The following is a 476-nucleotide window of genomic DNA, read 5'->3' as shown; positions in this document are numbered from 1 at the left end:
GTGGATCCGGAGGTGAACATCACGCAGGCGACGTCGTCCCAGGTCAACGGTGTTCCGAGCGGGGTGGTCGGTCGTGCGGCGATGGAGTCGGCCTCCGTGTCCACGCGGACCGTCGCCCAGGGGGTTCCGCCGGTGGGGGTCAGCCGGGTGTGGTGGCGGGTGTCGGTGACGAGGGTGGTGAGGGAGGCGTCGCGGGCGGTGCCGGTGAGGCGTTCGTCGGGGAACTCGGGGTCCAGGAGGGCGTATCCGGCGCCGGTCTTGACGACGGCGAGGAGGGCGACGGCGAAGTCGAGTCCGCGGTCGAGGAGGATCCCGGCGAGGTCGCCGCGGCCCAGGCCCCCTGCGGCGAGGTGGTGCGCCAGCCGGTTGGCACGGGCATCCAGCTCGGCGTAGGTGAGCTCCTGGCCGCCGAAGACCACCGCCCGGCCCCCGGGGCGCAGCCGGACCTGCTCCTCGAACCGTTCGACGAGGGTGGC

The 476-nt window shown here is 73.7% G+C and carries 1 protein-coding gene; it reads right to left on the bottom strand.

What is annotated here, in order from left to right:
• On the bottom strand, positions 1-476 hold a 476-nt coding region (locus ACEPPI_RS40680), incomplete at both ends, for an AMP-binding protein (protein WP_373920266.1).

The organism is Streptomyces sp. AB3(2024) (assembly GCF_041862025.1).
GTDB lineage: Bacteria > Actinomycetota > Actinomycetes > Streptomycetales > Streptomycetaceae > Streptomyces.
Note: the sequence above shows the minus strand (reverse complement) of the source record. Positions and strands in the feature narration are given on the sequence as shown.